17 protein-coding genes, 1 pseudogene and 1 other annotated feature are annotated in these 23110 nt (G+C 55.0%); of the genes and pseudogenes, 13 read left to right on the top strand and 5 right to left on the bottom strand.

The window, feature by feature from the left end:
* Nucleotides 1–178: 178 nt before the first annotated feature.
* From ACL2XN_RS00215 to ACL2XN_RS00205, 3 genes are read left to right on the top strand one after another with little or no spacing between them, the layout of a single operon-like run.
* Nucleotides 179–934, top strand: a complete 756-nt coding sequence (locus ACL2XN_RS00215; protein ID WP_410014398.1) for a gluconate 2-dehydrogenase subunit 3 family protein — start codon at nucleotides 179–181, stop codon at nucleotides 932–934.
* A gap of 7 nt (nucleotides 935–941) precedes the next feature.
* Complete coding sequence (locus tag ACL2XN_RS00210) at nucleotides 942–2708, top strand: GMC family oxidoreductase (protein WP_410014397.1); 1767 nt, start codon at nucleotides 942–944, stop codon at nucleotides 2706–2708.
* The gene (locus ACL2XN_RS00205) at nucleotides 2705–3928 is read left to right on the top strand and encodes a c-type cytochrome (RefSeq protein WP_413729828.1); all 1224 of its coding nucleotides are present in this window, start codon (nucleotides 2705–2707) and stop codon (nucleotides 3926–3928) included. The genes ACL2XN_RS00210 and ACL2XN_RS00205 overlap by 4 nt, the downstream gene beginning before the upstream one ends.
* A 568-nt stretch (nucleotides 3929–4496) precedes the next feature.
* On the opposite strand, the gene ACL2XN_RS00200 is transcribed toward ACL2XN_RS00205, so the two are convergent.
* Nucleotides 4497–6557 (bottom strand): carbon starvation CstA family protein, encoded by a 2061-nt coding sequence (locus tag ACL2XN_RS00200; protein WP_413729827.1) that lies wholly within the window; start codon nucleotides 6555–6557, stop codon nucleotides 4497–4499.
* 416 nt (nucleotides 6558–6973) lie between these two features.
* Nucleotides 6974–7240 carry a hypothetical protein gene (locus ACL2XN_RS00195; RefSeq protein WP_410014394.1) on the bottom strand — a complete coding sequence of 89 codons (267 nt, stop codon included), beginning with the start codon at nucleotides 7238–7240 and terminating at the stop codon, nucleotides 6974–6976.
* 832 nt (nucleotides 7241–8072) lie between these two features.
* On the opposite strand from ACL2XN_RS00195, the gene ACL2XN_RS00190 reads away from it, so the two are divergent.
* Genes ACL2XN_RS00190 through ACL2XN_RS00180 form a run of 3 tightly spaced genes read left to right on the top strand, consistent with a single transcriptional unit; the run spans nucleotide 8073 to nucleotide 10871 of the window.
* Nucleotides 8073–8459: a GtrA family protein gene (locus tag ACL2XN_RS00190; protein WP_413723226.1), complete on the top strand. Its 387-nt coding sequence runs from the start codon at nucleotides 8073–8075 to the stop codon at nucleotides 8457–8459.
* Nucleotides 8456–9424 (top strand): glycosyltransferase family 2 protein, encoded by a 969-nt coding sequence (locus ACL2XN_RS00185; RefSeq protein WP_413729826.1) that lies wholly within the window; start codon nucleotides 8456–8458, stop codon nucleotides 9422–9424. The genes ACL2XN_RS00190 and ACL2XN_RS00185 overlap by 4 nt, the downstream gene beginning before the upstream one ends.
* Nucleotides 9414–10871 carry a hypothetical protein gene (locus ACL2XN_RS00180; protein WP_413728032.1) on the top strand — a complete coding sequence of 486 codons (1458 nt, stop codon included), beginning with the start codon at nucleotides 9414–9416 and terminating at the stop codon, nucleotides 10869–10871. Before ACL2XN_RS00185 ends, ACL2XN_RS00180 begins: the two co-directional genes overlap by 11 nt.
* Before the next feature lie 130 nt (nucleotides 10872–11001).
* Here ACL2XN_RS00180 and ACL2XN_RS00175 read toward each other — a convergent pair.
* A pseudogene (locus ACL2XN_RS00175) lies at nucleotides 11002–11291 on the bottom strand (integrase core domain-containing protein); the annotation flags it as partial.
* A gap of 432 nt (nucleotides 11292–11723) precedes the next feature.
* Between ACL2XN_RS00175 and sbcB the strand changes: the two are divergent.
* Both sbcB and ACL2XN_RS00165 read left to right on the top strand, forming a co-directional pair.
* On the top strand, nucleotides 11724–13190 hold the full coding sequence (gene sbcB / locus ACL2XN_RS00170) for an exodeoxyribonuclease I (protein ID WP_413729825.1): 1467 nt from the start codon (nucleotides 11724–11726) through the stop codon (nucleotides 13188–13190).
* A 72-nt stretch (nucleotides 13191–13262) separates the two neighbouring features.
* Nucleotides 13263–15194 carry a hypothetical protein gene (locus tag ACL2XN_RS00165; protein WP_413729824.1) on the top strand — a complete coding sequence of 644 codons (1932 nt, stop codon included), beginning with the start codon at nucleotides 13263–13265 and terminating at the stop codon, nucleotides 15192–15194.
* A gap of 3 nt (nucleotides 15195–15197) precedes the next feature.
* Here ACL2XN_RS00165 and ACL2XN_RS00160 read toward each other — a convergent pair whose 3' ends face one another.
* The gene (locus ACL2XN_RS00160; RefSeq protein WP_413731031.1) at nucleotides 15198–16607 is read right to left on the bottom strand and encodes a glutamine synthetase family protein; all 1410 of its coding nucleotides are present in this window, start codon (nucleotides 16605–16607) and stop codon (nucleotides 15198–15200) included.
* Nucleotides 16608–16826: 219 nt separating this feature from the next.
* Nucleotides 16827–17675 (bottom strand): SDR family oxidoreductase, encoded by an 849-nt coding sequence (locus tag ACL2XN_RS00155; protein ID WP_413729823.1) that lies wholly within the window; start codon nucleotides 17673–17675, stop codon nucleotides 16827–16829.
* A 267-nt stretch (nucleotides 17676–17942) separates the two neighbouring features.
* Nucleotides 17943–18063, top strand: a sequence feature (His leader region).
* A gap of 35 nt (nucleotides 18064–18098) precedes the next feature.
* On the opposite strand from ACL2XN_RS00155, the gene hisG reads away from it, so the two are divergent.
* The 5 genes from hisG to hisH are packed head-to-tail and all read left to right on the top strand — an operon-like array spanning nucleotide 18099 to nucleotide 23109.
* Nucleotides 18099–18998 (top strand): ATP phosphoribosyltransferase, encoded by a 900-nt coding sequence (gene hisG / locus ACL2XN_RS00150; RefSeq protein WP_410016774.1) that lies wholly within the window; start codon nucleotides 18099–18101, stop codon nucleotides 18996–18998.
* Nucleotides 18999–19005: 7 nt separating this feature from the next.
* On the top strand, nucleotides 19006–20364 hold the full coding sequence (gene hisD / locus ACL2XN_RS00145; RefSeq protein ID WP_413729822.1) for a histidinol dehydrogenase: 1359 nt from the start codon (nucleotides 19006–19008) through the stop codon (nucleotides 20362–20364).
* Complete coding sequence (hisC, locus tag ACL2XN_RS00140) at nucleotides 20364–21455, top strand: histidinol-phosphate transaminase (RefSeq protein ID WP_410014389.1); 1092 nt, start codon at nucleotides 20364–20366, stop codon at nucleotides 21453–21455. The genes hisD and hisC overlap by 1 nt, the downstream gene beginning before the upstream one ends.
* The gene (gene hisB / locus ACL2XN_RS00135) at nucleotides 21452–22519 is read left to right on the top strand and encodes a bifunctional histidinol-phosphatase/imidazoleglycerol-phosphate dehydratase HisB (RefSeq protein WP_413728029.1); all 1068 of its coding nucleotides are present in this window, start codon (nucleotides 21452–21454) and stop codon (nucleotides 22517–22519) included. Before hisC ends, hisB begins: the two co-directional genes overlap by 4 nt.
* Nucleotides 22519–23109, top strand: coding sequence for an imidazole glycerol phosphate synthase subunit HisH (gene hisH, locus ACL2XN_RS00130; RefSeq protein WP_410014387.1), 591 nt, complete (start codon nucleotides 22519–22521; stop codon nucleotides 23107–23109). Before hisB ends, hisH begins: the two co-directional genes overlap by 1 nt.
* The last annotated feature ends 1 nt before the right edge of the window (nucleotide 23110 follow it).

Genomic DNA, 23110 nt, shown 5'->3' with positions numbered 1-23110 from the left:
CGGTAGGAACCGGTACCATTGCAAAGTTACGTAATTGTTAGCAACATATTCATAATTTGCTAGTAGGAAGAATCCTTTATAGTTATGGGGTTTACGACCCCGGCTTAGCCGGTCGTTTACCGCAGATAACAGTGCGGAGCCTGCACAGGCACGCCACAATAAGAAACGGGAAGCACATATGCGCAAAAGAAAAAAAACGCTGCCGGGGGTAACCCGCAGGCAGCTTCTTTCCTATTCCGCCGCGACCTTGGCTATCGGCGCGGGCGTAAGCGCCAAGGCGGCCACCCTCGCCGGCGCGCCGGGCTGGCAGCCCTTCGCGCACAACCCGACGGAAACCTTTGCCGACCAGGGCTGGCTGTTTTTTAACGATAAGGAAGTGGCGACGCTTGAAGCCATGGTCGAGCGGTTTATCCCCGCCGATGAGCTCAGCGTCAGCGGCAAAGACGCCGGATGCGTGGTATTCATCGACCGTCAGATGAAAGGGTTTTACGGCACCTTCTCCCGGCTTTACCGTGAAGGCCCTTTTCAGGAGGGCACCCCCGAGCAGGGCGACCAATCCCCCCTGGTGCCCCAGCAGCGTTACCGCATCGGCCTGGCCGATTTGGATGAGTATTGCCGCAGCACCTTTCAGAAAGCCTTTCACGAACTTCCGCCCGAACAGCGCGATAACATTCTGACCGGTCTGGAAAAAGGGGATATCAAACTGGCCAATATCGACGCCAAACTGTTTTTCAAACAGGTGCTGGACAACACCATGGAAGGCTTTTTCGCCGACCCGATGTACGGCGGCAACCGCGATATGGTGTCATGGAAAATGATTGGTTTTCCGGGCGCGCGGTACGACTACCGCGATCTTATCGAACAGCATAATCAGGATCTTCATTTAACGCCGGTAAGCATTGGCGGCAGTGAGCAATGGAAAACCAAGGGATAACACCATTATGGCAAAGAAACTCCCCAAAACCGATGTGGTGGTGATTGGTCTGGGCTGGGCGGGGGCGATTATCGCCAATGAACTGACCGACGCCGGCCTGGAAGTCATTGCCATCGAACGCGGCCCGTGGCGCGATACCGCGCGGGATTTTAACGTCGCCTCGGTGACCGACGAGCTGCGCTATAACCGCAGCCAGGAACTGATGCTGCGCACCAAACAAAATACCATTACCGTACGCAACGATCCGTCGCAAACCGCCCTGCCCATGCGCAGTTGGGGATCGTTTCATCCTGGTAACGGCACCGGCGGCGCAGGCAACCATTGGGCGGGCATCACATTCCGCTTCCAGCCGGAAGAATTCCGCCTGAAAAGCCATCTGCTGGAACGCTACGGCGCCGACGCCATGCCAAAAGAACTGACCCTGCAGGACTGGGGCACCGATTGGCAGGAGATGGAGCCGTTTTATATGCAATTCGAGCGGCTGGCGGGCACCTCGGGCTATGCGTCCAATGTCAATGGCACCCGGCGCGACGGCGGCAACCCCTATGAGGGCATGCGCTCCGGCGAGTATCCCACGCCGCCGATGAAGCAGCCCTACGGCCCGACGCTGTTTGCCGAAGCCGCCCGAAACCTGGGCTATAAAGCCTTTCCGGTTCCCTCCTCCCTGGTATCGCAGGCGTATACCAACCCCCTGGGCGTGACCATGGGCCCCTGCACCTACTGCGGTTTTTGCACCAACTACGGCTGCGCCAACTATTCCAAGGCCAGCGCCATAACCACCGTGCTGCCGGTACTGGTGCGCAAGGACAATTTCTCCGCCCTGACCAACAGCGAAGTCATGAAAGTCACCCTCGACTCCACGGGCAAACGTGCCACCGGCGTGGTCTATATTGATTCCTCCGGCGATGAATGGGAACAACCCGCCGACCTGGTCATCGTCACGGCATTTACCTTTGAAAACGTGCGCCTGATGTTGTTATCCGGCGTGGGAAAACCCTACGATCCGGTGACCAATACCGGCACCACCGGCCGCAACTACGCCTACCAAACCGCCAATTCGGTACAGCTGTTTTTTGATAATAAAAACTTTAATCCGTTTATCGGCGCCGGGGCGGTCGGCATGGGCATCGATGATTTCAATAACGACAATTTCGATCATACCGGCCTGGGCTTTTTCGGCGGCGGCAGCATCCGCGTCACGCCCATCGGCGCCGCGCCGATCGCCTATCACCCCACCCCGCCCAGCGCGCCGACCTGGGGCAGCGAGTTCAAGCGCCAGGTCAAGAAAAACTACCTGAGCAGCATGAGCATTGGCTGCGAGGCCAGCAGCTACAGCACGCGCACCAATTACCTGTCCCTGGATCCCAATTATAAAGATCCTCTGGGCCGGCCCTTGCTGCGCGTGACTTTCGATTTCTCCCCCAACGATCTGAAGATGGCCGCGTATTGCACCGGCAAAGTCGGCGAGATCGCCAAGGCGATGAATCCACGGGAATACTATATGCGCCCAATGAAGGGCCACTGGAATTCGGCGCCCTATCAGTCATCCCATATCGTCGGCGGCTTTGTTATGGGAAGCGATCCCGCCAACAGCTCGGTAAACAAACACCTGCAGGTCTGGGATGTGCCCAACCTGTTTGTGGTCGGCGCTTCCGCCTTCCCGCAGAATCCCGGCTATAACCCCACCGGCACCGTGGGGGCGCTGGCCTTCAAGGCCGCCTACGCCATTCGCCACTACTACCTGCAACGCCCCGGGGAGATGATCACCGCATGAAAAAGCTGATTTCATTTTACGCCGGCCTGCTGGCGCTGGCCGCCTGGACGGGACATGCCCAGGCGCAGCCGGAGTATGATCAGGTGGAAAAGGGCCGCTACCTTGCGGTGGTGGGCGATTGTACCGCCTGCCATACCACGGATGCCGCCAAACCCTTTGCCGGCGGGTTCCGTATCGACACGCCATTCGGCGCCCTGCTGGGCGCCAATATCACGCCGGATGTGGAAACCGGCATCGGCAAATGGACGTTTGATGATTTCCAGCGGGCAATGTCGGAAGGGATAGGCCATGGCGGCAAACGTCTCTACGGCGCGATGCCGTTTACCGCCTATACCAAAATGAGCCGCGAGGACAATCAGGCGCTGTGGGCCTACCTGCAAACCCTCCAGCCCATTTACCACCCCGTGGAAACCAATCAGCTGCCGTTTCCGTTTAACATTCGCACCAGCCTGATTGCCTGGAACTGGCTGAATTTCACTAAGGGCGTCTACACCCCCGACCCGACCCAATCCGCCGCATGGAATCGCGGCGCCTATATGGTGGAAGGCCCCGGTCACTGCGGCACCTGCCATACGCCCAAGAACCTGCTGGGCGGCGACAAGAACGACAATTTTCTGCAGGGCAACAGCCTGGGGGCATGGTGGGCCCCCGATATTACCAATAACGCGCATACCGGCATCGGCGCATGGAGCGAAGAGGATCTGATAGCCTACCTGCGCACCGGCGTCAACCGTTTCGATATCGCCTCCGGCCCGATGGCGGAAGAGGTGGAACACTCTTCCCAGCATTGGCATGACGCGGACCTCAAGGCGGTGGCGGTCTACCTGAAGGCGGGCAAGGCCTCAACGGACAAGGCGCCCGCGGCCCTGGCCGCCGATGACAGCCGGATGGTGGCGGGCAAGGCCATTTATTTCGATCGCTGCTCGGCCTGCCATAACTCCTCCGGCACCGGCGAGGCCAATATTTTCCCGCGCCTGGCCGACAATCCGCTCATCCGCGCGCCCAACGCCGCTTCGCTGATAAACGTGGTGCTGGCCGGCAGCCGCGCGGGCGCCACCGACAGCCGTCCCACCGCGCCCGCCATGCCCAGCTTCGCCTGGAACCTGGATGACGCCCAGGTGGCGAATGTCCTGACCTATATCCGCAACAGCTGGGGCAACGCCGCGGCGCCGGTCAACGCCGACGACGTCAAGGAGATGCGCAAAACGCTGCGGCCCTGAGGCGCGGCGCCCTTCATCGTACGGGCAGAGCCGGCCGCAGCGCCGGCTTCGCCCATTTCATGGCAATGCTTGTTAATCTTATTTAATTACTTAATTCTTTATTCATATTTGCATTAATTGAATAACAAACTAATGTGCCAGGTTTATTTTGTCAAAAAACAACTTATTTACTGATAACTCTTATCCGTATAAATTCATATTAATATTAAATTATAAATAAAATAATTTTAACGCTATTTTAATTTCATATTAATTAATAGGTTAACGATAAAATAGATCCTTTTTTTCAGACCCCACTGTGATAGTTTTTATTTATGGGCTAAGATAACGAATAGTTCTTGGTAAAGCCGATTATCTGGCCCATTTTTCACGAAATAGGTTTTGTCGCCTTTATTTATACCTCTTAAATGATATACCTGGATATATGATAAACATCTCACGTTCGTTAGCCTGGAGATTAGTTTTCCTGCTAAGTGGTTTATTCTGGCTCTGTGTTATCGGCCTGTTCGCCTGGATTTAAATAGCGGACGAAACCACCCGCGCCGGCGATCGGCGTGGGCCGGCCCCGTTATTTCATCAGCGGCAAGGCCTGATAAGGCACTTCCGTATCGCTGCGTTTATCCAGCCGGTAGGCCTGGTAGGCCGAACGTAAGCCGAATAACAAAATGCTGATCATCACAAAGATAAACAGCGCGGTCAGCCCGGCGTTCAGCTGATTATTGAATACCAGCCGTCCCATTTCCTCCATGGTTTTGGCCGGTGCGATTATCTGATTCTGGTCGATGCCCGCCTGGTATTTACGCGCCAGTGCCAGGAACCCCACCCGCGGGTCGCCGGACAGGATTTTCATCAGCCCGGCGGTGGTGGTGCACACCAATAAGAACGCCATCGGCACGCCGGCCACCCAGGCGTAGACATGGCGTTTCATCTTGAACAGCACGACAAAACACAGGGTCAGCGCCATGGCCGCCAGCATCTGGTTGGCGATGCCGAACAGCGGCCACAGGGTATTGATGCCCCCCAGCGGATCCACAACGCCCTGGTAAAGGAAATACCCCCAGGCGGCCACGCACAGCGCGGTGGCGATGATATTGGCCGCCAGCGAATCGGTGCGCCTGAGCGACGGCACCGCCACGCCCAGCAGATCCTGCAGCATAAACCGTCCGGCGCGGGTGCCGGCATCCACCGCGGTGAGAATAAACAGCGCTTCGAACAGAATGGCGAAATGATACCAGAACGCCATGCTGATACTGCTCACGGCCTGGCTGAGGATATGCGCCATGCCGACCGCCAGGGTAGGCGCGCCGCCCGCCCGGGACACGATGCTGGTTTCGCCCACCGATTGCGCGTACTCGGTCAGCATCTGCGGGGTGATCTCAAATCCCCAGCCGCTGACCGCCGCCGCCGCCGCTTCCACCGTCGTGCCGCCCAGCGCCGCCGCCGGACTGTTCATGGCAAAATAAATGCCCGGATCGATAACCGACGCGGCAATCAGCGCCATGATGGCGACGAAGGATTCCATCAACATGCCGCCATAGCCGATAAAAGCCGCCTGGGTCTCGTTTTCCAGCATCTTGGGCGTGGTGCCCGAGGCAATCAGCGCATGGAAGCCCGACACCGCGCCGCAGGCGATGGTAATAAACAGGAAAGGAAACAGCGTACCCGACCATACCGGCCCGGTGCCGTCGATAAAACGGGTCATGGACGGCATTTCCAGCGTCGGGGCGATAAACACGATGCCGATCGCCAGCCCGACGATGGTGCCGATTTTCAGGAACGTGGACAAATAATCCCGCGGGGCCAGCAGCAGCCAGACCGGCAGGATGGACGCCACGCCGCCGTAGATAATCAAGGTCCAGGTCAGCTGTTTACCGTCCAGGGTAAAGAAAGGCGCCAGCGTGGGGCTGCGGGAGATATCGCCGCCGTAGATAATGGCGGCCATCAGCACGATAAAGCCGATGATCGAGATCTCGCCAATTTTACCCGGCCGGATAAAACGCAGGTAGATGCCCATGAAAATCGCCAGCGGGATGGTACAGCCCACGGTAAACGCGCCCCACGGACTGTTGGTCAGGGCTTTAACCACGATAAGCGCCAATACCGCCAGGATAATTATCATGATCATAAAAGTGCCGAATAACGCAATCACCCCGGGAACCGCGCCCAGTTCCTGTTTGATTAAGTCGCCAAGCGATCGTCCGTCCCGCCGCGTCGACACAAACAGCACCATGAAATCCTGCACCGCGCCCGCCAGCACCACGCCCGCCAGGATCCAGATCATGCCGGGGAGATACCCCATCTGCGCCGCCAGAACCGGACCGACCAGGGGACCGGCGCCGGCAATGGCGGCAAAGTGATGCCCAAACAGCACATATTTATTCGTGGGGACGTAATCCAGTCCGTCGTTATGGCGATAGGCCGGCGTCATGCGCGTCGCGTCCAGCCGCAGCACGCGGCTGGCGATAAAGCGGCTGTAATAGCGATAGGCAATCAGATAAACCGCCACCGCCACCACCAGGATCCACAACGCGTTAATTTTTTCGCCGTTATGCAAGGCGATAACGCCCATCCCAAAAGCGCCCGCAACGGCAACCAACACCCAAACCAGATGGGAAGCAATGTTTCGCATACACCCGCTCCTTGATAATGTATTAGCTAACTGAATAAAACGCTGTGCAGGAATGACTGAAATGTTTTATTACTATTTCTCATAACATTGCTTAAACCGTTTTGACAGACGCAATTTTCATAAATGTGATCCGCCAGGAAAGCTTGAACTATCTCTTACTGAAAATCAGACATCGGCTATAATTGTGCGCGCCCAGATATTACCCGGCCCCCGCCACCGGCGGCACGGCGCACCGTGGCGGCGCTGGTGATAAACCTACTCGGGGGGCTGATGGCGGCATGGCGGCATGACGTAATTAAGATATGTCTCGGCGGTTAAACCGTACGCAAGGGCCGTGAAAAGTCCAGGCGCCACCCAGCCGGCAGCGATGGCGGGGTAATCTATTCCCACTCCGGCGTGCCGTTATCCCAGGCAGACTATTTTTTATTGTTTAAACGCTTGTGCACCAATAACGCGGCAATAGCCGGAACGCCGAACACCAGCGCCAGCACCGGCAGTTCTTCCAGCAGCGTATAACCGGCGCGGAACACACCCACGCCCAGGTTGGCCAGGGAGATGACCAGCCACAGCACCATAAAAGCCTTTACCGCCGTCGCTATGGCCGGGCGGCCGACAAAATGCGCGCTATAGGTAAACAGGCCGAGCAATGCCAGGCCAACCACCACGATAATTAATGTATGCATGCGGTATTATCCATAAAAGGTCCATAAGCACTGTTTAATCACCATCGCGGCTACCGCTTCGGTTCCCGGTGCAAACCGCCATGATACTGGCTATCCCGGTACGAATGGCGCGCGCTTGGTGACCTGGGACGACGCCCGGCAGGCGGGACAATCGCAGGACATCTCGCGTGCGCAATTATCCGTTCATGTTCACCATAATCCCAACTTTCAGGTTGGGCGACGGCTTCATCCAATCGGTAAGCGCATGCTAGTGGCGCATATTCAGCAAGCGTTGGTCTATGCGATTTACGGCTATCGCCGGGCATGTGTCCTCCAGTCTCCCCAGTCAGAGGCTGAAGGCCTCACCCCGATGAATGCAAAACGGGCGTAGCGATATTTGCGTAATAACAGGGTGTGCTTGAGCGGAAAGCGCCATAAATATGATGGAGCATAATGATATCAGCAAAATGCCAACCCCGGGTAACCGGGCAACGGTATTGACTCTGGAAAGGATGCTGGAAGACTCGAAAGAGAACCCGCTGGATAGCGCGTTAGTTACCGCACGCCCAGAGAATATCAACACCGGCGCATTATTACATACGCTTCAGTCAGGGTCTAGCCAATGATCATTGCCAGACTTATGCAGCATTGATAACAAAGTTATAGCCGCTAATTAACACGCCGCCTTCAATGGTTAAAAAAACACCATTGTCCAACAAAATCCTTATCATTCATATTGTTGAAATAAAAAATCAATCATCATTCTTCTTCTTCATTTTGATGATTTATTGATAATAAAGTGATACCATAATTGTTACATGTTAATTTAATCAAGCGTAACGGTATCGATGAGATGGCTAAGCTTTTTTTTGAACCTTCATCAGTTCAATTTTATAAATATTGCTTGGTAGGATTAATAAATACTGCAGTCACTGCTGTTGTCATATTTGCCCTAATGGCAATAGGCACAAATATGTACCTGGCCAATTTTTCTGGCTATGTTGTGGGTATTCTCTTCAGTTATTTTATCAATAGCATATTCACTTTCAGTCAACAAATAACTGGCTACAGGATGCTAAAATTCGCCCTCGGTTGTTTGTTATCGTATATCGTCAATGTTGTTATCATCAAACTTGTACTTTTCATCATTCCGGATTCTATTTATGTTGTACAACTATTTGGGATGATTGCATATACTATTACTGGTTTTATCATTAACAAAATTTGGGTTATGAAATGAAGACCTTTAGAAAATGTCCCTCACTAGATATAGTCGTGCCTTGCTATAATGAAACCGAGGCATTCCCTTTTTGTCTGGCTGAATTAAGAAATATCATCAATCGGTTAAAAGACAAAGAGTTAATTTCATCACAAAGTGGCATTTTATTTGTCGATGATGGCAGTAAAGATGATACTTGGCGTCTTATCTCTGAGTCTTGCCAAGGTCATGATAACGTAAAAGGTATAAAATTATCCCGCAATAAAGGACATCAGGTTGCCCTTATCGCAGGTTTGGGAAAATCTGAGGCAGACATTGTTGTCAGTATCGATGCCGACCTGCAAGATGATACTAATGCTATTGAGGATATGGTAGTTAAGTACCATGAAGGATTCGATGTAGTCTACGGTGTCAGAAACAATCGACAATCAGATACTTTTCTTAAAAAAAATACTGCGTTACTATTTTATAAGCTCATGTCATTCATGGGTGTTAATCAAATTCAAAATCATGCTGATTTTAGGCTATTATCCAGAGTGGCCCTTAACGCCTTACTGGATTACCGCGAAGAAAATATTTATATCCGGGGTTTAATCCCAATGCTTGGTTTTCCTTCGACACAAGTTTTTTATTCACGAAGTAGTAGAGTTGCGGGCGAGTCTAAGTATCCATTGAAAAAAATGCTATCTCTTGCTGTTGAGGGCATTACTTCATTAACTATAACGCCCTTAAGAATGATTGCAGTGTTTGGATTATTTATAGCGGCCCTTTCAACCCTGGCAGGTATCTATGCTATCACTGAAAAATTATTAGGTCGTACAGTTGATGGCTGGGCGTCAGTAATGATAGGGGTATTTTTTCTTGGCGGCGTACAGATGCTATCTCTTGGCGTTATTGGGGAATATATAGGAAAAATATACGTCGAGACCAAACGCAGGCCAAAGTTCTTTATTTCTGAGGAAAAAGGTTATAACGATGTTAAATAATAAAACGAAATGTTTAATACTGAACCTATTAGCATTTATTATATTATCAGTCATCTATGCATATATTGCAAAAATAATCCCTTTAAATTCTGATGGAGCTTCTATTCTTCTGGAAGGTAAAGATTTAGGCCAGGGTAATTTCTTTTTACAAGACTGGCATCTTTCTACCGAAACCTATTTTTTTACTGATGTTATTTTTTATGGTATTTTCACTAAGATTTTTGGTTATCACATTTGGCAATGGTATGTTATACCCGGTATTCTGTACGCTGCAACAAGTATCGCCGCAATAAATTTGATAAAGGTAAAAGCGAAATCAAATATTTGGTTGCCCTTTGCAGTATTCGCTGTTCCCGGTGGCTTTATCGCCACAATAGCAGTAAGACCTTGTATACATATCGGCACTTATGTAGCCATATTAATCACATATTTGTTAATTGATCATTATCAGCGCCCCGGCAAAAAAAGCATTACGCTGAAAATCATCCTGCCTTTTGCATTTGCACTGATATTATTCAGTGACAGAATTTCCCTTTATCTTTTATTTATACCTATCTTTATTTCATTTTTTATAGATGTACTTAAGGGAGAGAAATGGCGTAATGCAGATATTCTAATTTTCGCCGTGATTGGCTACTTATTTAGCAAGGTAATAGCAAAGTTATTCCTGCTAATGAATGGATTTCATCTTCCCGGCACGACACTGCCTGCGTTTGTTGAATTTGATAAAATTTTTAATAATATTTATTTATTTGTATTATGCTCGCTTCACTTTTTTGATGCGATGTTTTTCGGCAAACCCATACAAGACACAAGCGCAATTTTTAACTTACTGCATTTTTTATTATTTTTAGCATTATTAGTAGGCGTTGTAAAAGTTGCAAAGAATATCAAAACATTGTCTTTTGTCGATTGTTCACTTATGGTGGCGGGAGTAACGCTTAGTGTTGCCTTTCTCGCAAGCAATATGCCTATTGATTTAGCCTCAGGCCGCTATTTATTCCCTGTCTATGTGTTTATGTCGATACTGGTCGGGCGAAACATCGTCCTGACTAAACGATGGCAAGCGCTGTTTATTTTTATCACCATCGTTTTGGCGATAAACACCCTACATGGATACAGGCACCAACATGCTGCCCGTACAGTACAAGTCGAAATACGTGAAACGCTTCAGAAGAATGGCCTAACCCGTGGTTTTGCGACTTTCTGGTATGCTTCTGAAACGGCGGCGCTAGGTGATATTATCATTGCGCCGGTAAATGATAATATTGATCCCTATCTATGGCTGACAAAAAATTCATGGTATGACGCCGGGAATAACTTCGTCATAGCTGAAAATAATCATATAGAACAAATTGCCCGGCAAAAATTTGGCATGCCCGATCGCGTGATTGAAGTCAGAGACTGTAAAATAATGGTATGGAATCATGTAATTAGCCTTAAATAATTACGAATCAGGCGGGTTCTCCTTTGCGGAGGGCCGCCTATCTTTACTTTTCTCTGATGTGACATGCAGACTTTCCGCAAGCTGTTCTGATAAGCCACTGAATTGTAGTGTAAGTAGATCGTTTTTAGTTTCACGCATTTTTTGAGATTTCAGGATCTTCAGCCATCAGCCGGTACTCTTCCGGCGCCAGGTTGTTCAGGGATTCATGAGGCCGCTCGCTGTTATATTCAGTATTTAATTCAGTGTCCTGAACAAATAAAAATCCAGTATTTCTGTCCGGTACGTCCGGTTAAACGGTTCGATAAACGCATTCTGTGTCGGCTTGCCCGGCCTGATAAATTCCAGTATCACGCTATGCTCTGCCGTCCAGTGCGCCAGCGTAAGCAATATCAGTTCCGGACCGTGGTATAAGCGTAACAGTACAGCAGAGGTACATGAAGCATACTGACAAACTCTTCCAAGACCCGCAGGATCTGAGATTCGGTGAAACGCGTTTTTTCATGAGGAGCCTTCCGTTAATTGTATTTTAACCAGAGAACGCCATTACGCGGGAAGGCTAAATTCAGGGGGACTACAGGTGTTACCACGGCCTCATAAGTGATTGCCGTGTCTTGGGTTGGCGGGACAAGCCCTACTATTGATTTCCCCGGCACCACAATTACGTGAAGTTTCGCTATTAAAACACCTTGGGTACAATAGTGCCGGTGACCCCATACTGTATCGCCCTTGCGCCGTTAACCGAGCCGCACCATCCCGGCTGCCACAGCGGTTTCCAGTGCCAAACGCGGTGATTCGCCGGTCATCCCGGTAGGGTTTAGCGGTTAATCATGACATAATACGCCGATAAAGCCGATGATAACGATCGGCGCTATCCACCCAACCGGACTTTTGACCATCGTGGCTATTACTCCCAAGCAACCGAGCTTTCTGGTGCATGATTACGAAACCTTCGGCAAACATCCGGCGCTGGATCGGCCCGCCCAGTTCGCGGGGATCCGCGCCGGGCTGGACTTCGAACCGCTGGAAGAGCCCCAGGTATTTTTCTGCAAACCGGCCGACGACTACCTGCCCGATCCCGAGGCGGTGCTGATTACCGGCATCACGCCGCAGCAGGCCGCCCGCGAGGGCGTCTGCGAAGCGGAATTCGCCAGGCGGATCCATGGGTTGTTCAGCGTGCCGGATACCTGCATTCTCGGTTACAACAATATCCGTTTCGATGACGAAGTGACGCGCAATATTTTTTACCGCAATTTCTACGATCCCTACGCCTACAGCTGGCGCCAGGGCAATACGCGCTGGGACCTGCTGGACGTGATGCGCGCCTGCTACGCGCTGCGTCCCGGGGGCATCAACTGGCCGCTTAATGATGACGGTTTGCCGAGCTTTCGCCTGGAGCACCTTACCCGCGCCAACGGCGTTGAACACGCCAACGCCCATGACGCCATGGCCGATGTCCACGCCACGCTTGCCATGGCGAAGCTGGCCCGACAGGCGCAGCCGAAGCTGTTCGAGTATCTCTACCAGCATCGCGGCAAGCAAAAGCTGAAAAGCCTGGTGGATATCGCCGCCATGAAACCGCTGGTCCATGTTTCGGGCATGTTTGGCGCCGGGCGCGGCAATACCAGCTGGATTGCGCCGTTGGCCTGGCACCCGGAGAACCAAAACGCCCTGATCGTCTGCGACCTGGCCGGCGATATGGAGGTACTTCTGGATCTCAGCGCCGATGAATTGCGTACCCGCCTTTATACGCGGCGCGATAAGCTCGGCGAACTGTCCGCGGTGCCGATTAAACTGGTGCATATCAATAAATGCCCGGTGCTGGCGCCCGCCAGTACCCTGCGCCCGGAGGATGCGGAACGCCTGGGGATTGACCGCGAGCGCTGCCTGCAAAACCTGCAGGTGCTGCGCCGGCACGCCGGCGTGCGGGAAAAAGTGGTGGCGCTGTATGCCGAAGCCGAGCCCTTTGCCGGATCCGATAACGTCGACGCCCAGCTGTACGATGGTTTTTTCAGCGATGCCGACCGCGCGGCCATGGATATTATCCTGGCAACCGATCCCGTTAACCTGCCGGCGCTGGATATCAGTTTTGTCGACCCGCGCCTTGCCCCGCTGCTGTTTCGCTATCGGGCGCGTAACTTTCCCCACACCCTCGATGACGGTGAACAGCAACGCTGGCTGGCATACCGCAAAGGATTATTTACCCCGGAAACGCTGCAAGCCTATGTGGAAAACCAGGAACGGCTCTATGCCGAACATGCCGGCGATGAGCAAAAAACCCGCCTCCTGAAGGCGCTGTTTGATTATATGCAACAGCTTTAATAAACTGACATTAACTTTATAACCGGCTATGTTTCACCCTAGCCTGAAGTATAAACACCAGAGAGATTAGGAATGAAAAAAAGTGGGCAACGGGGTTACAGCATTTGGCTGCACCCTTCCTTTTTTGCAATAAATATTATATTGGGTATGATATTAAGTTATCATTTTGTGATGATTAACTTCAGTGCGGACAATGATGTCGCCAATTCAATTATCGTTTGGCATGAAATCCAGCTTCATGGTTTTTCGGTGTTATCCCAGTGGCGGCCCACGGTGGATAACTGGTACTTATCCACCTACCCTATTCATTTCCTGCTGTTTAAACTTACAGGATCCACTTCAATATCCATTATTAAATTTATTGAAATTTCCCAAGTTTTTTTAGCCGCGGTGATATCATCCTTAATCTGTTTTCACAAAACCCGCAGCCGTTACGCCTTTTTGTTGATTCCATTCTTCTGCGGTTTATCCGTATTTGCTTACAGTGTAGCCTATATTTCACATCCTTTTTCCCATAACCTGACTAATTTGTATGGGCTGGCATGCGTTTATCTGTATATTGTTAAACCGCAACAATTTAGTTTTCCTTATGAGATTGGACTCTGTGCGCTGATAATTATAGCCTCTGTTTCGGATCCCTGGTTTCAGGCGGCCTATTTTCTGCCATTATTTTTGACCAGTCTCTATTCTGGTTTTATCGCCAGGACGCAGCCCAAAAAATATGTTATTCCGTTATTTATTACCGGCATTATCCTTTTTACACATATTATTGAACGACTTCTTCATTTACCGGTGGCCCGTTTCACGCTGGGCGCGCCTGAACAGATGCTGGCAAATGCCTATTGGTTTCTGGTGGGCGTGGGGGGCAGCCTGAATGTCTTTTTTATCCAGACAGATAATCTAAAGATAATTTCGGCCATTATCCTTATTCTCCTCTACTTTTATACCCTTATCACTATGGCCAAGCATGATAGTCTAGATAGGGTTATCTTTCTTTCCCTGGCTGGCATTACCTCGGCTTTTATTTTAAGCAGTGTCCCCGGGGCCTCCTATAGCGCGCGTTTTTTTGTCAACATTGTCTATCTGGCCATTATCGCTATCTTCACCAGCGCGGTGTATCGCATGCACAAACCGCTGTTGGGCTTCCTAGGCATTCTGTTTTTGTCTGGTATCTACTCCCATTGGCAGGTTGCCGCTAATGGACAGGATCGGTCCATGAGCGAATTGCGCGCTTTTCTGGAAAAAAACGATCTATCTTACGGTTTCGGCCCCTATTGGGACGCCAAAACGCTGGCGCTCGCTTGGGATACCCAGTGGAAAATACTGATACGCCCTGTCAGCTTTGATAAGGCCACCGGACTGATGCTGCGCGGCGGCCGGTCGCAAACGTTTAACTATTGGTATATACCTGAAACCAACGATAAGCCGCAAAGACAGTTTATCGCCGTGGCCAAAGGCGGCGAGGAATGTCCGGATTTGCAGCTATGTCTTGACGGCATTGTCAGGCAATTCGGTGAGCCTGAGGAAAAACTCAGCTTTAACAACCTGTTATTTTATGTGTACAACCGCCCTATCATCACCTACTCCGCGCCGGAGCTTGCCTCCGCCGGCGAACTTCGTTTCGGCTGGAAACACAGTGATTATATTTGGCAAGGCTGGAGAAAATCCTCGGAGCCGGACTATCGCTGGACCGAAGGACTAACGGCGCGGATGGCCTTTCATAAAGCGGCACCCTGGCGGCGAGGCGTTTTTACCCTAGCGGCATCAACCAATCAACCGGTCAAAGGGGCAATTTACTACCGTGATAAAAAAATCAAAGACCTCGATTTACCGCCAGGGGATCAGCGCATTCAGTTTGCCATTGATAATATTGACAGCGATGACGGCAATATCGCTATTAAAATCGCATTCGATGCGCTGAAAAGTCCACGCGACCTGGGTACCGGGCGGGAACGGGAAAAACTGGGTCTGGCCGTTAACAGGATAAGTTATCAGTTTGATTAACAATCAGGCGTTCTTCAGCATCCAGTCGATTTCCGTTGGCGTCACCAACTGCTCGAAATGGCTGAGTTCGGCGTGCTTGCAGGCATGATAAACCCGGCAAAAACGCGCGCCCAGTAATTCCTGCAGGCGCGTGCTCTCCCGAAACGCCCGCAGTGCCTCGCTTTGCCGCAGCGGCAGCGGCGCGCCCTGGTGTTCATCGCCGCCGTTGCCGGTAATTTCCTCCGGCAGCGGCGGCTGGTTATCCAGGCCGTGCAGCATGCCCGCCAGCGCCGCGGCCAGCGCCAGGTAAGGATTGACGTCCGCGCCCGGCACCCGGTATTCCACCCGGTGGTTATCGCCATCGCTACAGGGAATGCGCAGCGCCACGGTACGATTGTTATAGCCCCAATTGGCCCGCACAGGCACATACATGCCGTGCTGAAAGCGCCGGAATGCGTTAACGTTGGGCGCCAGCAGCGCCATGGAAGCCGGCATTAAATCGAGCATGCCGGCCAGGGCGTCGCACATCAGGCCGGCATGGCGGCCGCAGCCGTCGGACAGCACATTGTTACCCTGCCCGTCGCGCAGGCTCAGATGGATATGCAATCCGCTGCCCGCAAACGCCTCGTAGGGTTTGGCCATAAACGTGGCCTGCATGCCATGGTTTTCCGCCACCAGCCGCACCAGCCGCTTTAACTGCAGGGCCTGGTCGCAGACGGTAAGCGGGTTATCGCCATGGTGAAGGTTAATCTCGAACTGGCCGGGGCTGGACTCCGCCACGGCGCCGGCGGCGGGCAAGCCCTGCAGGCCGGCAAGCCGGTCGATATCGTTGAGCACCGCGGCGAAAAGGTCGAGATTATCCAGCGAATACACCTGGCTGTGGGTATGGCGATCGCCGGTTCCCGGCGCGCAGGGCGGCTGCAGCCGGCCCGCCGCGTCGCGCGCGCGATCCACCAGGTAGAATTCCAGTTCCACCGCCGCCACTGGGCTAAAGCCGCGCGCGCGCAACTGCTGCCACACCCGATTGAGAACATTGCGCGGCTCGACGTCAAAAGGCGCGCCGTCCTCATCAAGCATGGTCAGCAGCAGTTGGGCGGTTGAATCGGGATCGGCGGCGGATGGCGCCAGGGTACCGGCGACCGGCACGCAGACATGATCGGGCTCGCCTTTTTCCTGCCCCAGCCCGGCATCCTCCACCGTATGGCCGTAAAGGTTGATGGCAAACAGCGACGCGGGGAAATAGCATCCGTTTTCAATCGTGGAAAGTTCGGTCAGCGGGATACGTTTACCGCGGAAACCGCCGTTAAGATCGGTGAGAAAAATATCGACTTGCTGCGTTCGGGGGTGGCGTGCCAGGTAAGCGGCGATCTCACGCTGGAACGCGCTGGTTCGCTGCCCGTCGGCGAGCATTGCGCGCCGCGCCTGCGTATCCATCTGCTGCGCGGGCCGCGTCCTGAGAACATCTATTGCTAGGTGGTTGTGCATAGTTTACCCGCTGAAACATCCCTTTTGCATAACATTGGCGGACAGCAAACCGGCAGGCGCGATATTGCGCCTGCTCTAAAAACATAGCGCCAAGGCCGTTTTTTGGCAAATCCGGCTTTTGACCACATCCAGTCTTTAGCCAATCAGGCCCTGACGCCCCCGCCCGGCTCACGACAGGCGCATCGGCATCAGGGCCGGATCCGGATACAGGTATTCAAACCCCAGCTCGCGGCAAATCCGGCTGCCGTCGATGGTTTTACCGCTATCCTGCGCCCGGCCATCGCCGGCCTCGTCGGCCAGGTATTCCGGCGGGGTCAATGCCAGTTCCCGCGCCCTGGCCGGATAATAATCGCGCTTTGCCGGATGGCGCGGCGCGCAGATATTATAGATATGCCCGCCCTTAGGCAGCTTGAGCAGCAGCTCAATGGCGGCGATGACATCCGACTGATGCACCAGATTAACGCCGTGCGACCCGCCCGGCAACCCAGTCTTGCCCGCCAGGAACCGGCCGGGATGGCGGCTCGGTCCCACCAGCCCGGCAAGGCGCAGGATATCCACCGACGTATTGGGCAGGCGATGCAGCCAGCGCTCCAGCTCCACCAGGCACGCGCCCGCGGGCGTTACCGGCGCCAGCGGGCTGTCTTCGCGCAGCAGGCCCGCCGTCTCGCCATACACGGCGGTGGAGCTGGTGAAGATAATGCGCGGCACGGCAAACGCCAGGGCGCTGTCCACCACCTGCTGCACCGCCAGCAAATAGTCGTCGGCGCGTTCCATAGTGCGGCCCGCCGGCAGGGTAATAATCAAGGCGTCCACCTGGAACAGCGCCGCCAGGTCGTCCTGCTCAGCGTTGATTTCCGGCGTCACGACCAGCGGATAGCACTCCACGCCGCACATCCTGGCCGCCTCGACGCCGTCCGGCGTGGTTTTAGTGCCGGCCACCCGATATCCCCTGGCAAGCAGCGATAACGCCAGCGGCATTCCCAGCCAGCCTAAACCCACTATGGCGATTTTTTTCATATATGCTTCTCCCTCAGGCGTCTGGTACGTTAAGGCGTGATCTTCTGCAAAACCGACCGCGCGGGCCCGCGCCCCACAGAAAGAAAATAGTTGCATTTGCCACTAAAGATCGTTAGTTTTGATTTAAAGACGGCCTACCCTGGCCATGCTACTACTGTACTCGCTACAAATGTAATACTACGTATGTAATTTTCAGCGCGACAGTACAACCTAGACTGCTCAACCCAGTACAACGGAAATTATGATGAACAACGTTCTGTTTAACCACCATCATCACCATCACCCTGACTAGTCTTTCAGGCGTTTGGTGCTGGAAGACATAATATCTTCCAGTGGCGCAGAATGTAAGAGAGAGCCCTCGGAAGATATCTTCCGAGGGTTTTTTTTTGGGCTTAACACATTTTATTTCAGGCAGAGGACAGTATCTTGGACAAATCACGGTTACGGATAGCGATGCAAAAATCAGGCAGGCTGAGCACGGATACGCAGCAGCTGCTTGAACATTGCGGCATTAAAATCAATCTGCAGCAACAACGCCTGCTGGCCTTTGCGGAAAATATGCCCATAGATATTATGCGGGTGCGCGACGACGATATCCCCGGCCTGGTGATGGACGGCGTGGTGGATCTGGGCATCATCGGTGAAAACGTGCTGGAGGAAGAGCTGCTTAATCGCCGCGCCCAGGGCGAGGATCCGCATTATTACATGCTGCGGCGCCTGGATTTCGGCGGCTGCCGCCTGTCGCTGGCCCTGCCGCTGGATGAACCCTTTACGGGTCCCCAATGCCTGCAGGGCAAACGCATCGCCACCTCCTATCCGCACCTGCTTAAGCAATACCTGGACAAACTCGGCATCAACTTTAAGTCATGTCTGCTCAACGGTTCCGTGGAAGTCGCGCCGCGCGCCGGCCTGGCGGACGCCATTTGCGATTTGGTCTCCACCGGCGCAACCCTTGAGGCCAACGGCCTGCGGGAAGTGGAAGTGATCTACCGCTCCAAGGCCTGCCTGATTCAAAGCGACGTCGAGCTGCCGCCGGCCAAACAGGCGCTGATCGATAAGCTGATGATCCGCATCCAGGGGGTTATCCAGGCGCGCGAATCCAAATATATTATGCTGCACGCCCCGGCCGAACGCCTGGACGAGATCGTGGCCCTGCTGCCGGGCGCGGAACGCCCCACCATTTTGCCCCTGGCCGGCGATAAACACCGCGTCGCCATGCATATGGTCAGCAGTGAAACCCTGTTCTGGGAAACCATGGAAAACCTGAAAGCCCTCGGCGCCAGCTCAATCCTGGTGCTGCCGATTGAAAAGATGATGGAGTAAGCGGCCGATGACCACCTCCCCTTTTTCCACGCCGGTACGCTGGGACGACTGCTCGGCCGGCCAACAGGCCGCGTTGCTGGCCCGTCCCGCGGTGGCGGAGTCCGATCGCATCAGCAGCGCCGTCGGCGAGATTATCGATAGCGTCCGCCAGGGCGGCGACCAGGCCATCAAAGCGTTTAACCTGCGGTTCGACCATATCGCCACGGCGGAATTACGCGTCAGCGATCTGGCCATCCGCCAGGCCGCCGATCGCCTGTCGCCCGCGGTAAAACAGGCCATGGCGACGGCGGTGGCCAATATCGACTGCTTCCACCGCGCCCAGCAGCTGCCGCCGGTGGATGTGGAAACGCAGCCCGGCGTGCGCTGCCGCCAGCTCACCCGTCCCGTGGCGTCGGTGGGTCTCTATATTCCCGGCGGCTCCGCGCCGCTGCCCTCGACGGTATTGATGCTGGCCACGCCCGCGCGCATCGCCGGCTGCCGCCGGGTGATCCTCTGTTCGCCGCCGCCGATTGCCGATGAAATCCTCTATGCGGCGCAACTGTGCGGCGTGCAGGACGTCTTCCAGGTGGGCGGCGCCCAGGCCATCGCCGCCATGGGGTTCGGCAGCGAATCGATTCCGAAAGTGGATAAAATCTTCGGTCCCGGCAACGCCTGGGTGACCGAGGCCAAGCGCCAGATAAGCCAGCGCGCGGGCGGGGCCGCCATCGATATGCCCGCCGGTCCGTCCGAAGTGCTGGTTATCGCCGACAGCGGCGCCACGCCGGCGTTTATCGCCGCCGACCTGCTCTCGCAGGCGGAGCACGGCCCGGACTCGCAGGTGATCCTGCTGACCCCCGATGCGGCCATCGCCGAAGCCGTGGCGCTGGAAACGGACGCACAGCTTGCCCTGCTTTCCCGCGCCGCCATCGCCCGTCAGGCGCTCAGCGCCAGCCGCTTGATCATAGCCCGCGACCTGACCCAATGCGTGGCCATCAGCAACCGCTACGGGCCGGAGCATCTGATTATCCAGACCCGGGACGCCGAAAGCCTGGTGGCCGACATCACCAATGCCGGCTCGGTGTTCCTGGGCGACTGGTCGCCGGAATCCGCCGGCGACTATGCCTCCGGCACCAATCATGTCCTGCCGACCTATGGCTATACCAACACCTATTCCAGCCTGGGCCTGGCGGACTTCCAAAAACGCATGACGGTACAGGCGCTGACGCCGCAGGGCCTGCTGGGGCTGGCCCCCACCATTGAGATCCTCGCGCAGGCGGAGCAGCTCACCGCACATAAAAACGCCGTTACGCTGCGTGTCGCCGCGCTCAACCAGGCCCAGGCCGCCTCATCCACCCCTGCGCCGTTAACGGCCGATAAGGAGCAATAATGTCCATCAGCCAACTGGCGCGCGCCAATGTACTGGCGCTCGAGCCTTACCAATCGGCGCGCCGCCTCGGCGGCAAAGGGGATGTCTGGCTTAACGCCAATGAATATCCGCTGCCCCCGACGATTGAACCGCGTCCCGGCAACCTCAACCGCTATCCCGACTGCCAGCCGGCGGGGGTCATTAACAGTTACGCCGCCTATGCGGGGCTGCAGCCGGATCAGGTATTGGCCTGCCGCGGCGCCGATGAAGCCATCGAACTGCTGATCCGCGCGTTTTGCGAGCCGGGCCGGGATGCCATTCTGTTTTGTCCGCCCACCTACGGCATGTACAGCGTCAGCGCCGAAACCTTCGGCGTAGCCCGGCGCACCGTGCCGGCGCGCGACGACTGGCAGTTGGATCTGCCGGCCATCGAGGCGCAGATGGATGGCGTCAAGCTGGTTTATATCTGCAGCCCCAATAATCCCACCGGCAATATTATCCGCCCGGACGATATCAAGCGCCTGCTGGAAGCGGCCCGGGGACGCGCGCTGGTGGTGGCCGATGAGGCCTATATCGAGTTTTGCCCGCAGGCGACGCTGGCCGGCTGGCTGGCCGACTACCCGCATCTGGTTATCCTGCGCACCTTGTCCAAGGCGTTTGCCCTGGCCGGGCTGCGCTGCGGCTTCACCCTGGCCGGCGCGGACGTGATCCAGCTGCTATTAAAAGTGATTGCCCCCTACCCTTTGCCGCTGCCGGTGGCGGATATCGCCGAACAGGCTCTCAGCGCCGACGGACTGGCGCTGATGCGCGCCCGGGTGGCGGAGATCGCCGCCACCCGCCAATGGCTGGCCGCGGCCCTGCTGGAATGCGCTTGCGTGCTGGACGTCTATCCCAGCGCCAGCAACTACCTGCTGGCGCGCTTTGACCCGGCAAGCGGCGCCTTCAAGGCATTGTGGGATCAGGGCATTATCCTGCGCAACCAGAGCGCCCAGCCCGGCCTGCGGGACTGTCTGCGCATTACCATCGGCACCCGCGGCGAATGCGAGCGGGTGGTTAACGCCCTGCGCGCGCTGCGCAGCGACGTCGACGTTTCCCGCAAGGAGGCCATGTGAGCCAGAAACTGCTGTTTATCGATCGCGACGGCACCCTGATAAGTGAGCCGCCGGAAGATTTCCAGGTGGATCGCCTGGATAAGCTGGCCCTGGAACCCAACGTTATTCCCGCGCTGCTGGATCTGCAAAAGGCCGGCTTTCGCCTGGTCATGATCACCAACCAGGACGGCCTGGGCACCGCCAGCTTTCCCCAGGCGGATTTCGATGCGCCGCATAACCTGATGATGCAGATTTTCCGCTCCCAGGGCATCGTGTTTGACGACGTGCTGATTTGCCCCCACCTGCCGTCTGACGGCTGCGACTGCCGCAAGCCGCTCACCGGCCTGGTAACCGGCTACCTGGAGGACGGCCGCATCGATACCGCCAATAGCTACGTGATTGGCGATCGCGAAAGCGATATCGCGCTGGCGCATAATATGGGTATCAATGGGCTGCGCTATCACCCCGAGACCCTGGGCTGGCAGGCGATTGCCGACCTGCTCACCCGCCGCGATCGCCATGCCCACGTCAAGCGCGTCACCAAGGAGACGGATATCGATGTGCAGGTCTGGCTGGATCGCGAGGGGGGCAGCAAGATCAATACCGGCGTCGGCTTTTTCGACCACATGCTGGATCAGATCGCCACCCACGGCGGTTTTCGCATGAATATCGCGGTCAAGGGCGATTTGTATATCGACGATCACCATACGGTGGAAGATACCGCCCTGGCGCTCGGCGAGGCGATTAACCAGGCGCTGGGGGATAAACGCGGCATCGGCCGGTTCGGTTATATGCTGCCGATGGACGAATGCCTGGCGCGCTGCGCGCTGGATATTTCCGGGCGCCCGCACCTGGAATATAAAGCGGAGTATACTTATCAGCGCGTCGGTGATTTAAGCACTGAAATGGTCGAGCACTTTTTCCGCTCGCTGTCTTATGCCATGGCCTGCACCCTACACCTGAAAACCAAAGGCAAAAACGATCATCACCGCGTCGAAAGCCTGTTCAAGGTCTTTGGCCGCACGCTGCGCCAGGCTATCCGCGTGCAAGGCAACACCCTGCCCAGTTCGAAAGGAGTGCTGTGATGAAGGTCGTGATACTTGATACCGGTTGCGCCAATCTGTTCTCGGTTACCGCCGCGGTGCGCCGGCTCGGCTACCAGCCCGTGGTCAGCCGCGATACCGATATCGTGCTGCATGCGGACAAGCTGTTCCTGCCCGGCGTCGGCACCGCCCGGGCGGCGATGGATCAATTGCGTGAGCGCGGCCTGATTGAGCTTATCAAGGCCTGCACCCAGCCGGTATTGGGCATCTGCCTCGGCATGCAGTTGCTGGGCCGCGAAAGCGCCGAGAACGGCGGCATCACGACGCTTGGCATTATCGACGCTCCGATCGACAAAATGACCGATTTTGGCCTGCCCCTGCCCCATATGGGCTGGAACCAGGTGCATCCCCATCATGACAACCGGCTGTTTCGCGGCATCGGCGACGGCAGCTACTTCTATTTTGTCCATAGCTACGCCATGCCCCTGTGCGCCGCCACCATAGCGCAGACCCATTACGGCGAGCCGTTTACCGCGGCGGTGGAGCAGGATAATTTTTTCGGCGTGCAGTTCCATCCTGAACGCTCCGGCGCCGCGGGCGCTCAACTGCTGAAGAATTTTCTGGAGATGTAAA

Origin of the sequence: Sodalis sp. RH22, assembly GCF_047324165.1 — a bacterium.
GTDB lineage: Bacteria > Pseudomonadota > Gammaproteobacteria > Enterobacterales > Enterobacteriaceae > Acerihabitans.
This window is presented reverse-complemented; position numbering and strand designations above follow the sequence as displayed.

Coding starts and splice junctions, on each gene's coding strand:
- hisD (WP_413729822.1), top strand. CDS start 19,006: ATGACCACCTCCCCTTTTTCCACGCCGGTACGCTGGGACGACTGCTCG.
- ACL2XN_RS00205 (WP_413729828.1), top strand. CDS start 2,705: ATGAAAAAGCTGATTTCATTTTACGCCGGCCTGCTGGCGCTGGCCGCC.
- hisC (WP_410014389.1), top strand. CDS start 20,364: ATGTCCATCAGCCAACTGGCGCGCGCCAATGTACTGGCGCTCGAGCCT.
- ACL2XN_RS00165 (WP_413729824.1), top strand. CDS start 13,263: ATGAAAAAAAGTGGGCAACGGGGTTACAGCATTTGGCTGCACCCTTCC.
- sbcB (WP_413729825.1), top strand. CDS start 11,724: ATGATAACGATCGGCGCTATCCACCCAACCGGACTTTTGACCATCGTG.
- ACL2XN_RS00160 (WP_413731031.1), bottom strand. CDS start 16,607: ATGGATACGCAGGCGCGGCGCGCAATGCTCGCCGACGGGCAGCGAACC.
- ACL2XN_RS00185 (WP_413729826.1), top strand. CDS start 8,456: ATGAAGACCTTTAGAAAATGTCCCTCACTAGATATAGTCGTGCCTTGC.
- ACL2XN_RS00180 (WP_413728032.1), top strand. CDS start 9,414: ATGTTAAATAATAAAACGAAATGTTTAATACTGAACCTATTAGCATTT.
- ACL2XN_RS00155 (WP_413729823.1), bottom strand. CDS start 17,675: ATGAAAAAAATCGCCATAGTGGGTTTAGGCTGGCTGGGAATGCCGCTG.
- ACL2XN_RS00195 (WP_410014394.1), bottom strand. CDS start 7,240: ATGCATACATTAATTATCGTGGTGGTTGGCCTGGCATTGCTCGGCCTG.
- ACL2XN_RS00210 (WP_410014397.1), top strand. CDS start 942: ATGGCAAAGAAACTCCCCAAAACCGATGTGGTGGTGATTGGTCTGGGC.
- ACL2XN_RS00200 (WP_413729827.1), bottom strand. CDS start 6,557: ATGCGAAACATTGCTTCCCATCTGGTTTGGGTGTTGGTTGCCGTTGCG.
- hisH (WP_410014387.1), top strand. CDS start 22,519: ATGAAGGTCGTGATACTTGATACCGGTTGCGCCAATCTGTTCTCGGTT.
- ACL2XN_RS00190 (WP_413723226.1), top strand. CDS start 8,073: ATGGCTAAGCTTTTTTTTGAACCTTCATCAGTTCAATTTTATAAATAT.
- ACL2XN_RS00215 (WP_410014398.1), top strand. CDS start 179: ATGCGCAAAAGAAAAAAAACGCTGCCGGGGGTAACCCGCAGGCAGCTT.